Source organism: Aeromonas sp. S5(2024), assembly GCF_041403025.1.
Taxonomy (GTDB): Bacteria; Pseudomonadota; Gammaproteobacteria; order Enterobacterales; family Aeromonadaceae; genus Aeromonas; species Aeromonas hydrophila.
Map to the genome: position 1 here is coordinate 370,575 of NZ_JBGLRI010000003.1, position 14,166 is coordinate 384,740.

The 14,166-nt window shown below is 59.2% G+C and carries 12 protein-coding genes; 7 read left to right on the forward strand and 5 right to left on the reverse strand.

What is annotated here, in order from left to right:
- The first annotated feature begins 53 nt into the window (after positions 1-53).
- From ACB032_RS08285 to fldA, 3 genes are read left to right on the forward strand one after another with little or no spacing between them, the layout of a single operon-like run.
- On the forward strand, positions 54-275 hold the full coding sequence (locus ACB032_RS08285) for a DUF2788 domain-containing protein (RefSeq protein ID WP_011705431.1): 222 nt from the start codon (positions 54-56) through the stop codon (positions 273-275).
- A gap of 20 nt (positions 276-295) precedes the next feature.
- The gene (gene ybfE, locus ACB032_RS08290) at positions 296-592 is read left to right on the forward strand and encodes a LexA regulated protein (RefSeq protein ID WP_011705430.1); all 297 of its coding nucleotides are present in this window, start codon (positions 296-298) and stop codon (positions 590-592) included.
- A 39-nt stretch (positions 593-631) separates the two neighbouring features.
- Positions 632-1,156, forward strand: coding sequence for a flavodoxin FldA (gene fldA / locus ACB032_RS08295; protein ID WP_011705429.1), 525 nt, complete (start codon positions 632-634; stop codon positions 1,154-1,156).
- Between the two features lie 60 nt (positions 1,157-1,216).
- On the opposite strand, the gene ACB032_RS08300 is transcribed toward fldA, so the two are convergent.
- The gene (locus tag ACB032_RS08300) at positions 1,217-1,699 is read right to left on the reverse strand and encodes a DUF4442 domain-containing protein (protein WP_016350215.1); all 483 of its coding nucleotides are present in this window, start codon (positions 1,697-1,699) and stop codon (positions 1,217-1,219) included.
- 244 nt (positions 1,700-1,943) lie between these two features.
- Between ACB032_RS08300 and fur the strand changes: the two genes are divergently transcribed.
- Positions 1,944-2,372 (forward strand): ferric iron uptake transcriptional regulator, encoded by a 429-nt coding sequence (gene fur, locus ACB032_RS08305; RefSeq protein WP_011705427.1) that lies wholly within the window; start codon positions 1,944-1,946, stop codon positions 2,370-2,372.
- Between the two features lie 235 nt (positions 2,373-2,607).
- Here fur and glnS read toward each other — a convergent pair whose 3' ends face one another.
- From glnS to nagE, 3 genes are all read right to left on the reverse strand, one after another.
- Positions 2,608-4,269 (reverse strand): glutamine--tRNA ligase, encoded by a 1,662-nt coding sequence (glnS, locus tag ACB032_RS08310; RefSeq protein WP_227289860.1) that lies wholly within the window; start codon positions 4,267-4,269, stop codon positions 2,608-2,610.
- Positions 4,270-4,616: 347 nt separating this feature from the next.
- Positions 4,617-7,280, reverse strand: coding sequence for a beta-N-acetylhexosaminidase (locus tag ACB032_RS08315; RefSeq protein WP_011705425.1), 2,664 nt, complete (start codon positions 7,278-7,280; stop codon positions 4,617-4,619).
- A gap of 122 nt (positions 7,281-7,402) precedes the next feature.
- Positions 7,403-8,857 (reverse strand): N-acetylglucosamine-specific PTS transporter subunit IIBC, encoded by a 1,455-nt coding sequence (gene nagE, locus ACB032_RS08320; protein ID WP_371137730.1) that lies wholly within the window; start codon positions 8,855-8,857, stop codon positions 7,403-7,405.
- Positions 8,858-9,130: 273 nt separating this feature from the next.
- On the opposite strand from nagE, the gene nagB reads away from it, so the two are divergent.
- From nagB to ACB032_RS08335, 3 genes are read left to right on the forward strand one after another with little or no spacing between them, the layout of a single operon-like run.
- Positions 9,131-9,931 carry a glucosamine-6-phosphate deaminase gene (gene nagB, locus ACB032_RS08325; protein WP_371137731.1) on the forward strand — a complete coding sequence of 267 codons (801 nt, stop codon included), beginning with the start codon at positions 9,131-9,133 and terminating at the stop codon, positions 9,929-9,931.
- A gap of 9 nt (positions 9,932-9,940) precedes the next feature.
- Positions 9,941-11,086 (forward strand): N-acetylglucosamine-6-phosphate deacetylase, encoded by a 1,146-nt coding sequence (gene nagA, locus ACB032_RS08330; protein ID WP_371137732.1) that lies wholly within the window; start codon positions 9,941-9,943, stop codon positions 11,084-11,086.
- A 4-nt stretch (positions 11,087-11,090) separates the two neighbouring features.
- Positions 11,091-12,305, forward strand: a complete 1,215-nt coding sequence (locus tag ACB032_RS08335) for an ROK family protein (RefSeq protein ID WP_016350209.1) — start codon at positions 11,091-11,093, stop codon at positions 12,303-12,305.
- 70 nt (positions 12,306-12,375) lie between these two features.
- Here the strand turns inward: ACB032_RS08335 and ACB032_RS08340 are convergent, their stop codons facing one another.
- Complete coding sequence (locus tag ACB032_RS08340; protein WP_371137733.1) at positions 12,376-13,992, reverse strand: phosphoethanolamine transferase; 1,617 nt, start codon at positions 13,990-13,992, stop codon at positions 12,376-12,378.
- Positions 13,993-14,166 lie beyond the last annotated feature (174 nt).

A 14,166-nucleotide genomic window follows, 5' to 3' on the forward strand; every position in this document is an offset into this window, starting at 1 on the left:
GTTTCAAACCCTTTGTGATATAGTGCGCCCGTCATAAGGAGTGTGCGCAATCCATGCTAAGTGAACATATCGACCTGATTGAGAGTCTGGGCCTGAAGTTATTCTTTGTGGCCATTTTCGTATTGATTGGCCTGGCCATTCAGGACGTGCTCAAACGCGGCAACGTGCCCCGTTTCGGCCGACTCATCGTCTGGTTGGTACTCTTCCTGGGTTGTGCAGGTTTTGTCGCCAAGGGGCTGATCGAACTGGGCTGGGAAGGCTCAGGCATCGGCTAACTTATTTTCATCTGTGATGTATGGCCAAACAGCAAACTGATCGAACAACACTGGATCTGTTCGCAAATGAGAAGCGCCCCGGCAGGCCAAAGACCAACCCACTCCCCCGCGAGACCCAGCTCAAGATCAACAAGCGCAACCAGCTCAAGCGCGATCGGGAGAACGGTTTGAAGCGGGTAGAGTTAAAGGTGGAGGCCGAGTTGCTGGAACGCCTGAACCAACTTGCGTTACAACAGAACGTCAGCCGAGCCGAGCTGATCCAATCTATCCTGAAGCAACAGATTGAGTCTGCACATGCTGCAGGCATCACAATCTGACCGTTAAGCATTAACACCAGATACGGGTAACTAAACACTATGGCTAGTGTAGGTCTGTTTTTCGGCAGCGATACCGGTAATACCGAAGCTGTCGCCAAGATGATCCAGAAAGAACTGGGCAAACAACTGATTGAAGTCCGTGACATTGCCAAGAGCAGCAAGGCCGACATCGACAGCTTCGATCTGCTGATGTTCGGTATCCCGACTTGGTACTATGGCGAAGCCCAGGCCGACTGGGACGACTTCTTCCCCGAGCTGGAAGAGATCGACTTCACCAACAAGCTGGTCGCCATCTTCGGATGCGGCGATCAGGAAGACTATGCCGAGTACTTCCTCGACGCCATGGGCACCCTGCGTGACATCGTCGAAGCCAAAGGCGCCATCGTCATCGGCAACTGGCCAACCGCCGGCTACGAATTCGAAGCCTCCAAGGCACTGGTGGACGACAAGCACTTCGTGGGTCTGGGCATCGACGAAGATCGCCAGCCGGAGCTGACCGCCGAGCGCGTCAAGGGCTGGTGTAAGCAGTTGCACGAAGAGATGTGCCTGGCCGAGCTGGAGTGATCCAGGCTCGCCAGCCTCTCTGACAACAAGGGCCCCACGGGGCCCTTGTTGTTTTCTGGCTCATGCTCTCTCGCCACTTCGGTGCTCCGGTTTGGCCCGCACATAGAGGGTGCGCTTGACCTGGGCCACCAGCTCGCCGCTCTGATCCTGCACCGTCACCTCGAACTCGGGGAAGTGCTTGTCTCCCCCATCGGTCGCCGCCACGATGGCAGCCAGCTTGCCGTCGGTCAGGTTGAATTCGGCCACCAGCTTGCCCTTGCCCGGCTTGATGTAGTTGATGCTGCCCGCCTTGTCCCAGACGTAATAGCGGTTCTTGAAATAGCCCATCAGCATCAGTGGATAGATGGGATCGGTCATCGCAAACATGCTGCCGCCAAACTGGGTGCGGTTGGCGTTCTTGTTCCACCAGCGGGACTTGAGGGTGACCCGGCAGAAGCGAAAATCATCGCTCAATGTCTCTATCTTGATGCCGGCGCCCCAGAAAGGAGGCCAGGCGTTGAGGGCGCGGCGCACCCAGGCCGCATTGTCAAAAAGCCAATCCATGGATCTCATCCGACCAGAGAGTGAAGAAGGTTACATTTTATCAACATTCACCAAACGAGCAAGCCGTCACGAGAATCCGGCCAATTCCACCGGATGGCGCCATCTGCGCTAAAGCCCTTGAATTACTGGGTTTATTTTTAGGTGAGCTACGACCTATAATGACAGGCCAAGCGAGTTCGTGGTTGCCATTCCAGCGGCAGTCAATCAGAATAACCACACCTTCGAGAATGCGAATAAATAGAATATGGCAGACAACAACCAAGCGTTAAAAAAGGCCGGGCTCAAGATCACCTTGCCCCGTGTCAAAATCCTGGAAATCCTGCAACAGCCGGACTGCCAGCACACCAGTGCGGAAGATCTGTACAAACGACTGATCGACCAGGGTGAAGAGATTGGTCTCGCTACCGTATATCGCGTTCTCAACCAGTTTGATGATGCCGGTATTGTTACCCGTCACCACTTCGAAGGGGGCAAGTCGGTGTTCGAACTGGCCACCCAGGAACACCACGACCACCTGGTCTGCCTCGACTGCGGCAAGGTGATCGAGTTCTCCGACGAGGTGATCGAGCAGCGCCAGCGCGATATCGCTCAGCAGCACAACATCAGGCTGACCAATCACAGTCTCTATCTGTACGGCCACTGCGCCGCCGGCGAGTGCAAGCACGAAGATTGACCCGCCAGACAGAGCCAATAAAAAAGCCAGCATCGCGCTGGCTTTTTTGTGTCCGTCATTTAGAACCCGGTTACGGTCTTGCTCCGCGGCCGTGCTCAAGGCTCATCTGCTGCTCGGACCCCTCACGTATCTCTATACGCGCCGGTTCCTGTGCTGCTCTTCACCTCGCCGACAACCTCTCTAAACAGGCTCCCAGATCAAGAAAGGGCAGGGTCTCCCCTGCCCTCTTCTGTTATCAGGCCTCGGCCTTGCCCCACACGTCGCGCAGGGCCACGGTGCGGTTGAACACCAGATGCTCCGGGCTGGAGAGCTTGTTGTCGGCACAGAAGTAACCTTCACGCTCGAACTGGTAAGCCTGCTCCGGCTTGGCATTCTTCAGCGAAGCCTCGACACGGGCGCCCTCGATGATCACCAGGGAGTCCGGGTTCAGGGCCGCTTCGAAGTCCTCTTCGGCGCCCGGGTTCGGCACTTTGAACAGGCGGTCGTAGAGGCGCACTTCGGCCGGCAGGGAGTGAGTGGCGCTGACCCAGTGGATCACCCCTTTCACCTTGCGACCATCGGCCGGATCCTTGCCCAGAGTCTCGGGATCGTAAGAGCAGTAGATGCAGGTGACCTTGCCATCGGCATCCTTCTCGACCCGCTCGGCCTTGATGACGTAGGCATTGCGCAGGCGCACTTCCTTGCCCAGCACCAGTCGCTTGAACTGCTTGTTGGCTTCTTCTTTGAAGTCCGCTTCATCGATGAGGATCTCGCGGGTGAAGTTCAGCTCGCGGGTGCCCATCTCGGCATTGCTCGGGTGGGCCGGGGCGGTCAGCACTTCATCGGCGGCCAGGTTCTCGATGACCACCTTGACCGGGTGCAGCACGGCCATGGCACGCGGTGCATTCTCGTTGAGATCTTCGCGGATGCAGGCTTCCAGCATGCTCATCTCGACGATGTTGTCCTGCTTGGTCACGCCGATGCGCTTGCAGAACTCGCGGATGGAGGCCGGGGTATAGCCACGACGACGCAGACCGGAGACGGTCAGCATGCGCGGATCGTCCCAACCGTCCACGTGCTTCTCGGTCACCAGCAGGTTCAGCTTGCGCTTGGACATGACGGTGTATTCGAGGTTCAGCCGGGAGAATTCGTACTGACGGGGGTGGCAGTCGATGGTGATGTTGTCCAGCACCCAGTCGTACAGGCGACGGTTGTCCTGGAACTCCAGCGTACAGATGGAGTGGGTGATCCCTTCCAGGGCGTCCGAGATGCAGTGAGTGAAGTCATACATCGGGTAGATGCACCACTTGTCACCGGTCTGATGGTGGTGGGCAAACTTGATGCGATAGATGACGGGATCGCGCATCACCATGAAGGGGGATGCCATGTCGATCTTGGCGCGCAGGCAGGCGGCGCCTTCGGCAAACTCGCCGTTCTTCATCTTCTCGAACAGGGCCAGGTTCTCGGCCACCGAACGATCGCGGAACGGGCTGTTCTTGCCCGGCGCAGTCAGGGTGCCACGGTATTCGCGCATCTGCTCGGCAGAGAGCTCGTCCACGTAGGCCAGGCCCTTCTCGATGAGCTCGATGGCATAGCCGTGCAGCTTGTCGAAATAGTCGGAGGAGTAGCAGATCTCGCCGTTCCACTGGAAGCCGAGCCACTGCACGTCCTGCTTGATGGACTCAACGTACTCGATATCTTCCTTCACCGGGTTGGTGTCGTCGAAGCGCAGGTTGCACTGGCCCTGGTAGTCGCGGGCGATGCCGAAGTTCAGGCAGATGGACTTGGCGTGACCGATATGGAGATAACCGTTCGGCTCGGGCGGAAAACGGGTATGCACGCTGCTGTGCTTACCGCTGGCCAGATCTTCATCAATGATCTGACGAATAAAGTTAGTTGGGCTGTTCGCCTGACTCATGGCTCACCTCAAAAATGCGTCACTGGCGGAAGTTGTGCCGGCTGGCACCCTCATACCCCCGCCGTCAAGCCGGATATGATCCCTCATTACGCGCCCTGTCTCAACCTGAATTTGCCCGTTTCGGGATACTGGCACCGCAAAACAACTCGTACTGGGGCCGGTTTGACTGACTGGCGAAAAAAAAGACCCCGCACGAGGCGGGGTTCAAGGTGATGAAAAACAAAAACAGACAATACACACACACAACAAAGGCTCACACGCACAGTCAACCTTTCCCAAGCCCGATGGCAATCGCCCTTGGGAAAGGCGGGTCTTGTGACCCACCTTGCGTTATGGATTGAAGGCTATCAGTTCAGCTCGGTGACGCGGCTGGTGCGCTTGCCATCGAAGCTGGTGGTACGCAGGTAGACCTTGCCATCCACGGTCGGCTTGGCGGCAGCGTCGTAGGCGCTCCAGCTCTTGCCATCCAGGCTGTACTGGATGGGCAGACCCGGCAGATCCACGTTCGCTTCCAGCACGCCGTTCACCACCTTGGCGCCCGGTACGGAGAGGCGATATTCCACCCCGGCCTGGTCCAGTTTCGGCAGCACGCGCTGACCCAGCACGTTGGCGAACTGGTTCCACTCCTTGTTCAGGGTGGCCTTGTTGACGAACTTGGTGGTACCGGAGAACTCGCGGTTCTTCACGTAGTCCAGCTCGAAGCCGCCCTTGTGCCAGGCACGCTCGGCCATGGAGAAGATACGCGGGTAGACCATGTACTCGTATTGCGCGTCGGTACGCACGGTTTCACTCCACTGCTGACCGGAGATCCCCTTGAACTTGACCGGATCCTGGTCACCCTTGGCCACGAAGGCGTTGCCGTCGCGGTCAACCGAGGTCTCGGCGTTCTGCGGCAGGTTTTCCGGGGCGAAGGCGAACACCTTACGGGTGTCGTTGAAGCGGGTGGCCCAGTAGTAGCCGCGCTCGGCCGGGTGTACCTCGTTCGGGAAGTCGAAGTAGAGGTAATCCGGGTTGGAGAGCACCACGTCATAGCCCTTGTGCGCCCACTTCATCGCTTCGTTGAAGCCACCCCAGTAGAGGGTTTCCCAGAAGTTGACCCGGGTCTTGTCGGTGGCAAACACGCTGGCATCCTTCGCGTACTTCAGACCATCTTCCCACGCCTGCAGAGTGGAGAAGCCGTGGCCCTTGACCATTTCGCTCACTTCCTTGGCGAAGTAGACAGGCAGCTCGGCCACGTCCTTGATCTTGCCATCGTCGATCATCTTCTGGCACATCGGAGACTTGCCGAACGGCTTGTCCTGCTTGCTGGAGTCGACGTTGCCCTTCCAGGCGACCAGCTCTTCTTTCTTGGTGACGGCCGGATCCTGGTAACCACCGCCCTGCATGATGTTCTTCGCCTCATCACCACCGTAGTGCCAGGCTGTCAGCGGCTGGCCGGCGGCCTGGTGCATCTGGGCCACTTCGTCCATCACCTTGGCCACGAAGGTGGCGGCGCCCGGCTGGCAGGGGTTGATGAAGGACATCTTGTCGTAGAACTGCACCGAAGTGACGTTGGAGGTATCGGCCGGGTCAGTCAGACGGAACTGGTTGGCTTCGGTCTCTTTACCTTCAGCCATCAGGCGCTTGTAACGCGCTTCCATGGAGACCACGGCGGCACGGGCGTGCGCCGGCATGTTGATCTCGGGGATCACGGTCACACCGCGGGCCTTGGCATAGCGTACCAGGTCGATGTAGTCGGCCTTGCTGTAGAAACCGGAACCCTGGTTGTCGCTGGTCGGGCCTGAGCCCAGCTGCGGCATCAGGCACTTGGTTTCGGACTCGTCGTGGCAACGCTGGCTACCGACGTCGGTCAGCTCCGGCAGACCCGGGATCTCCAGACGCCAGCCTTCATCGTTGGTCAGCCCCAGGTGCAGCACGTTGAGCTTCATGGCGGACATCTGGTCCACCAGCTTCTTCAGGGTCTCAGGGCTTCTGAAGTGACGGGCCACGTCGGTCTGCATGCCACGGTATTCAAAGCGCGGCGCATCCTCAACGTGCATCTGGCTGACCAGCTTGTCGTTGACACCCAGGAGGGAGATCAGGGACTGGGCACCCCAGAAGGCGCCTTCGATGTCGTGACCCTGCACCACAGTGCCTTTCTGGCCAATGGTCATGTCGTAGCCTTCGGCCTGCTTGAGCTTGCTGCCGAGCTTGATGGTCACTGGGTAGCCGGTGTCGGAGAGGGTAACACCCAGCTTGGTCAGTTGAGCCTTCAGGGCTTCGGCGCGATCGCTCGGCAGGTCCAGGGCATTGAGCTTGATGGTGGAGAAGTCGACCTGCGGGCCGGCCTTGACCACCTGTTTCATCGGGGTCGGCAGGATCTGGTTGTCGACCTTGCCAGCCGGCAGCAAGCTGCTGGTCTGGTTGGCGGCGAAACGGGTTTCGCTGTTCATCAGGATGTTGTTGTCATCCTTGGTGCGCTTCCAGCCGTCGGCCGGCATCGGCTTCTCGTAGGTGGTGGCATCGTCGATGTTGCTCATGCTGGCCAGCACTTTCGGCTCGGCCCCTTCGCTGGCGACATACCAGTTCGGCATGATGTCAGATTCGAACAATACCCAGTACTCCACCACCAGCGGCACTTCGACCGTGGCATCCTTGGCAAAGCCCTGGAACTTCTCGGTCGGCGTCAAGCGATAAAGGTCGCCGGTCAGGTGGGTGATGGTGAACTGGTCGTTGTCCACCCGCTGGATGCGACGGATGGAGGAGACATAGATGCTCCAGTCTTTGGAGGTAACGTCAGCACCGGTATTGGTCAGGTGCAGCTTGGCAACACCGCAGCTCGCCCACTCGGAGCCCAGCGCCTGGCAGTCGAGGCCGGCGCCGGCACCGTCGTTGGTGACGACTTCGTACTTGACGACGAGGTTGCTGGCGAGGGCGTCGACCACGGCTTGCTTGGCGGCATCGGCTGCCTGCACCTGGCTGACGAAAACGGTAGACATGGCAATGGCTAACAGAGAATGTTTCAAGTTCATAACTGCTGCTCTCATTTGAAGTAAAGGTTGGATTTTCTTGGCTTTTTTTATATGGGGCCCCGAGGCGGGGCCCTTAGTTATGTCAACAATGGACTTAGACTTGAGGCGAGCTTGGCGCCCGATTAACGCAGGGCCTTCATCTCACCGGCGATGATTTCGGCCAATGGGCCCAGAATCACCTGCAGGTTCTGCTCACCGAGCTTGACCACACCGGCCGCGCCCAGGGCTTTGAGCTTGCGCTCGTCAACGATGCTGCGGTCTTTCAGAGTCAGACGCAGACGGGTGATGCAGGCATCGATGGTCACCAGGTTCTCCTGACCGCCCAGCACTTCCAGATACTGGCGTGCCAGTTCGGTACGGTCGGTGGTCTGAGCCTGTGCCGGTACTGCTTCGTCATCTTCACGACCCGGGGTTTTCAGGTTGAACTTGACGATGACGGCGCGGAACACCACGTAGTAGAGACCGAAGAACATCAGTCCTTGTACCAGCAGCATGTACCAGTGGGTCGCCAGCGGGTTGCGGCTGGAGAGCACCATATCCACCAGACCGGCACTGAAGCCGAAGCCGGCAATCCACTGCATGGAGGCAGCGATGAACACGGACAGACCGGTCAGCAGGGCGTGGATGACGTACAGCACCGGTGCCACGAACATGAAGGAGAACTCGAGCGGCTCGGTCACCCCGGTGAAGAAGGCGGCAAAGGCGGCTGCGATCATGATGGACGCAACTTTCTCTTTGTTCTCTTTCTTGGCGGAGTGGTAGATGGCCAGCGCGGCACCCGGCAGACCGAACATCATGATCGGGAAGAAGCCAGCCTGATACATGCCGGTCACACCCACGATGCCCTTGCCGGCGTCGATGGAGGATTGGCCGCCCAGGAAGTTCGGGATGTCGTTGATGCCGGCCACGTCGAACCAGAACACGGAGTTCAGGGCGTGGTGCAGACCGACAGGGATCAGCAAGCGGTTGAAGAAGGCGTAGATACCGGCGCCGGTGGAGCCCAGGCTGACGATAGATTCACCAAAGCTCACCAGACCACCGTAAATGACCGGCCAAACGGCCATCAGGATGAAGGAGACGACGATCATCACCACGGAGGTTACGATCGGCACCAGACGGCGGCCGGAGAAGAAGGCCAGCGCCTTGTGCAGTTCCACGCTGCTGAAGCGGTTGTAGAGCTCAGCGGCGATGACACCACACAGGATACCGACGAACTGGTTGCTGATCTTGGCAAAGGCAGCCGGAACCTGATCGGCCGGGATACCCTTGATCTGGGCAACGGCGCCCGGGCTCAGCAAAGTGGTCACCACCAGGAAACCGACCAGACCGGCCAGCGCGGCAGAACCGTCTTTATCTTTGGACATACCATAGGCAACACCGACAGCGAACAGCACGGGCATACTGTCGATGATGGCTGCGCCGGCCTTGATCAGGAACGCGGCGACAGGACTGCCACCACCCCAACCATTCGGGTCAATCCAGTAGCCAATCCCCATCAGGATCGCGGCGGCAGGCAATACCGCTACCGGCACCATCAGGGCACGGCCGATCTTTTGCAAATAACCGAGAATGTTCACGGTTCCTCTCCTTAGTTAATGTTTTTCTAGAAATTAAGTGCTTATCACGTTTGACGCATAAGCCATCAAGGCTTGATTGGCAGTCTAGGGCTTTTATTTCGCTGCGCAAATTAATAAACCTATAATCGTGATCATTATCACCCAAACGAGATAAAGGTGGCGGATAGATGTGGCTTAGTTCGCAATCTTTATTTACGCTATAAAACAACTTGAATCCGTCCTAGTCTATTTGCCGCCGACATCCCGGCAGCAACCCGTACAGAGGTATCTACAATGCGCCTGATCCCGTTGAAATCTGCCAGCCAAGTGGGCCTGTGGTCTGCCCGTTACATCGTTGACCGTATCAATGGGTTCAAACCCACTGCCGAGCGCCCCTTCGTACTGGGCCTGCCCACTGGCGGCACCCCGCTCAACACTTACAAGCGCCTGATTGAACTGCATAAAGCCGGTGAAGTGAGCTTCCAGAACGTGGTCACCTTCAACATGGACGAGTACGTCGGCCTGCCGGAAGATCACCCGGAGAGCTACCACAGCTTCATGCACAACAACTTCTTCAGCCATATCGACATTCGCCCCGAGAACATCAACATCCTCAACGGCAACGCCCCGGATCTGGTGGCCGAGTGCAAACGCTACGAAGAGAAGATCAAGTCCTACGGCAAGATCCACCTGTTCATGGGCGGTGTCGGCAACGACGGCCACATCGCGTTCAACGAACCGGCCTCCTCCCTCTCCTCCCGCACCCGGGTCAAGACCCTGACCGAAGACACCCGCATCGCCAACTCCCGCTTCTTTGGCGGCGACATGGAGCAGGTGCCCAAGCTGGCGCTGACCGTGGGTGTCGGTACCCTGATGGATGCCGAGGAGATCATGATCCTGGTGACCGGTCACGGCAAGGCCCAGGCCCTGCAGGCCGCGGTGGAAGGCAGCGTCAACCACATGTGGACCATCTCCACCCTGCAGCTCCATCCGAAGGGAATGATGGTGTGTGACGAGCCCTCAACCATGGAGCTCAAGGTCAAGACGGTGCGTTACTTCCAGCAGCTCGAAGCCACCAACATCGGCCGTCTGTAAGGAGTCACCATGTACGCATTGACCAACTGCACCCTCTACACCGGCAGCTGCGTGCTGACCGGTTACGGAGTGGTCATCGAGGGCGACAAGATTGTCGCCATCTCCCGCCTGGCCGAACTGCCGGCTGGCATCGAACGCATTGATCTCAAGGGTGCCAACCTGAGCGCCGGTTTCATCGACGTCCAGCTCAACGGCTGTGGCGGCGTCATGTTCAACGGCCACATCACCACCCAGACCCTGGCGACCATGCAGGCCGCCAACCTCAAATCCGGTACCACCAGCTTCCTGCCGACCCTGATCACCAGCCCGGATGCGGACATGAAGCAGGCCGTCGCCGTCACCCGCGACTACATGGCTGCGCACCCCAACGAGGTACTGGGCGTCCATCTGGAAGGGCCCTACACCAACCTCAAGCGCAAGGGGATCCACCCAGCCGAGCAGATCCGCCAGCCCGCCGACGAGATGATCGACTTCTTCTGCGCCAACGCAGATGCCATCGCCAAGATCACCCTGGCGCCGGAGCGCAACAAGCCGGAGCACATCCGCCGGCTGGTGGAGGCCGGCATTCTGGTCTCCACGGGCCATACCGCTGCCAACTACGATCAGGCGATGGCCGGGTTCGACAACGGCATCCGCTTTGCCACCCACCTCTACAACGCCATGACCCCGACCGTGAACGGCCGCGAGCCGGGCGTGGTCGGTGCCATCTACGATCGCAAGGATGTCTACGCCGGCGTCATCGTCGACGGCCATCACGTGCACTGGGCCAACGTGCGCCTCGCGCACAAGATGCTCGGAGAGCGACTGGTGCTGGTCACCGACGCGACCGCACCGGCAGGGGCACCGGAAGGCTTTGAGAAGTTTGATTTTTGTGGCGCAACCGTCTATTTCCGCGATGGTCAGTGCGTCGACGAGAATGGTACACTCGGCGGCTCTGCCCTCACCATGATTGAGGGGGTGGAGAATCTGGTCAAACAGGTCGGATTACCGCTCGATGAAGCACTGAGAATGGCCACCCTTTACCCTGCTCGCGCCATTGGATGGGACTCACGTCTCGGTAGTATCCAGGTCGGAAAAATAGCCAACCTGACTGTCTTTGATCAGGCCTTCACGGTCTGCGGGACCGTGGTTAACGGACACTACACAACACAGTGACACTATGACTGGCGGACAAATAGCAAACGTAGATCTTATCAAGCAGGTCAACAGTGCAGCCGTGTATCGGCTCATCGATCTGCAGGGGCCCATCTCGCGGGTCAAAATTGCCGAGTTGAGTCAGCTGGCCCCGGCCAGCGTGACCAAGATAACCCGGCAACTGATCGAGCATGGCCTGATCAAGGAGACCTCGCCGCAAGCCTCCACCGGCGGACGGCGCGCCATCTCCCTGACCACCATCAAACATCGCTTCCAGTTTGTGTCCGCCAAGCTCGGCCGCGGCTACCTGCAGCTCGCCCTGTATGACCTCGACGGCAAGGAGCTCGATCAACACATCACTCAGGTGACCGAGATCGAGCAACAGCCGGTGGTCGACATGCTGCTGCGGGAGATCGGAGCCTTCATCGACTCCCAGCAGGATCGCAGCCGCAACCTCATCAGCATCGCGCTGACCATGCCGGGTCTGGTCAATCCGGAATCGGGCATGGTCATCTACACCCCCAAGTACCAGATCCGCAATCTGGCGCTGGCCAAGCTGCTGGAAAACCACTTCAACCTCCCCTGCTACGTGGGCAACGACACCCGCTCGCTGGCACTGGCCGAACACTTCTTCGGCGAGTCCCGCGACTGCATGGACTCCATCCTGGTGAGCGTCCACCAGGGGGCGGGTTCGGGCATCATCACCAAGGGCAAGGTGTTCCTCGGCCAGAACCGCAACGTCGGCGAGATCGGCCACATCCAGGTCGAACCGCTCGGCAAGCGCTGCCACTGCGGCAACTTCGGCTGCCTGGAGACCATCGCCTCCAACGAGGCCATCGTCGACAAGGTGAAGGAGCTCATCAGCCGCGGCCACCTGAGCTCGCTGCAAGAGAAGCACATCACCATCCAGGAGGTGTGCAAGGCTGCCATGGCCGGTGACGAGCTGGCCCGCAGCGTGATCGAGAACGTGGGTGAGCATCTGGGGCGGGCGGTGGCCATCACGGTCAACCTGTTCAACCCGCAGAAGGTGCTGATCGCGGGCGAAATCACCGCCGCCGAAGAGATCCTGTTCCCGGCCATCCGCCGCTGCGTGGAGCACCAGTCGCTGCCAAGCTTCCATCGCGGCCTGCCCATCGTGAAGGCACGCTTCCAGAATCAACCCACCGTCGGTGGTTTCGCGCTGGTGAAGCGAGCCCTGCTGGAAGGGGATCTGCTGCAGATCATCATGGAGCAGAAGTAAGGCCGAGGCCTTGCGAAATAAAAAACGGCAGCCAGTGGCTGCCGTTTTTTATTGTGTGCTGTTCGCCGGGTTAGCCCGTCCGACACGGTTTGAACAGATCCAGCGCTCCATCATACACCTGGGTCTGCACATCCATGATCCCCAACATGGAATGGAACAAGTTGTCGTGGGAGAAGCGCTTGCTGGCCGCCTCCTGCTGCAGACAGGTCATATCCAGCTGGCGATCGGCCTGCAACTGGGGTGAGAACCAGGTCATCAGCGGTACCCGGGTCTGATCGTCCGGGGCAAACTTGTAGGGGGTGCCGTGCAGGTAGAGCCCCATGGCCCCCAAAGATTCGCCGTGATCCGACAGATAGACCAGCCCCACGTTGTAATCCTGCTCCAGCGTCTTGAGCTTGTCGATGAGACGGGCCACCACCTTGTCGGTGTAACGGATGGTGTTGTCATAGGTGTTGACCAGCTCTTCATTGGTGCAGTTTTCGATGTCGCTGCGCGGGCAATCCGGCACGAAGGTCCGTTCACTGGCGGGATAGCGGCGATAGTAGGTCGGGCCGTGGCTGCCCATCAGGTGGAAGGCCACCAGCTTGTTGCCCTTCATCTGCGCGATCTGCCGATCCAGCCCCTCCAGCATCACCTCGTCGTAGCAGGAACCCTTCTGGCAGTACTGGGGAAAATCCTTGGCCTCGATCTCGATGGTAGGCACGTTCTTGCACACCCCCTTGCAACCGCCGTCGTTCTCCTTCCACAGCACGGAGACGCCGGCATGCTGCAACACATCCAGCATGCCGTCGCGGGACTGGGCCAGGGTGTCGTCATAGCCGCGCCGTGTCAGGTTGGAGAACATGCAGGGCACCGAGACCGCGGTGGCGGTGCCGCAGGAGCGCACGTTGCGAAACGAGACCATGCCCGATTCCCGCGCAGTGAAGCTGTTGGTGGCCTTCCCGTAACCGTTGAGGGAGTAGTTCTGGCTGCGCGCCGTCTCCCCCACCACCAGGAACATCAAGGTCGGCTTGCCGCCCTGCCCCACCACCCTGGCATCCGTCCCCAACGGCTGATACGGGATCGGGGTGGCAAACAGGATGTCGGTGGCGTAGCGATAGAGGCCGTGCACATAGTTGGCGGGCACTATCTCCTTGCCGAGGGACTTGTTGTTGCGCCCGACCGAGGCGTAATCCTGGTAATAGAGCGCCGCCACCCCCACCAGAAACAGCAGTGACAGGGCGATGGAGCCAAGCCGCAGGCCCAGCCCCTTATACCAGGGACGGGGATACTCTATCTTCACCCACAGCAGGGCCAGCGCCGGCAGCAGGCCGGTCAGCACGAACCAGAGCAGGATGGAGGCATTGAAGTAGGAAGTCGCCTCCCCCGTGTTGGTCTCGACGATGTTCTGCACCATGCTCACGTCGAAGATGACGCCGTACTTGAGCATGGCGTAGCTGACCACGGATCCCATCAGGATCAGCAGCACGAAGAAGGGCTTGAGCAGATAGCGAAAGGTAAAGGGCAGGAACACCGCGTTGAGCGCGGCCAGCAGCACGAAGGGGATCGAGAGGGCAAAGCCCGTCTTGACGTGTTCCAGCTTGGTGAGAATGGTGTAAAAGTGCAGGAAAATGGGCCAGTTGAATACCAGTGCAAACAACAGCACCAGCAACAGATTCACCTTCATCACACCCAGGGTGATGCGCATAACGATACTCCGACAAACCAGGCAGGACAGGGGCCACAGAGGGCACCTCTTGTTGCAGTCTCGCTTGCCGCTCCCTTCTCCCGAGGTGATGGCGGCAAGGGGCAGCGAGGCCCGGACACGGCAGGCAGCTTAAGAAGCCAAACTTAAGGGAAAATTAAGGCGGGCAATGCCATG